General features: G+C 54.2%; 1 pseudogene. It reads right to left on the bottom strand.

Features of this window, described 5'->3' with window-relative positions:
* Nucleotides 1–92: 92 nt before the first annotated feature.
* Nucleotides 93–474 (bottom strand): annotated as a pseudogene (locus tag NNO08_RS22910) (enterohemolysin); the annotation flags it as partial.

Below are 474 nucleotides of genomic sequence, written 5' to 3'. Positions count from 1 at the left end.
GACCTTTAAATTCGACGGTCCAGCGACGGATGCAACGTGCATTTAATGATTTGCTCATCTCGTTACCGGGAGGGCGAACCCTCCCGCCTCCCTTAGCCCACGTATTCCGGTTTCATATCCGCCAGGGCGATGCTGAACTGATCGTGCAGTTCGTCGCCCATGTGACGCTTATTGGCTACCAGCACTCGCTCAACTTCGGCGAATCGTTCTGCTGCGCCCGGTTCATCCGGAGACGGCAGGGAGTTGATCGCTGCTTCAACCTTGTTACGGGAATCAACCAGGTAGTAGCGCCTCACGGCCTTGTTCTTCAGTTCGGTGAACAGAGCTGAACCCAGCGTGGTCTTCGAGCTTTCGATATCAGCGCGCAGTGCTTTTGCACTATCAACATCCTGTGCAGCATCGATGCGTTCGCGGAAATCATCAGCCAGTGAATCGATATTTACCGATGATTCCTGTGCGCTCTGAGTGGTTGTG

It is taken from the genome of Citrobacter sp. Igbk 17 (genome assembly GCF_028069775.1).
Classification (GTDB): Bacteria; Pseudomonadota; Gammaproteobacteria; order Enterobacterales; family Enterobacteriaceae; genus Citrobacter.
The sequence above is the reverse complement of the archived record's forward strand: the minus strand, read 5'-3'. Positions and strand labels throughout refer to the sequence as shown.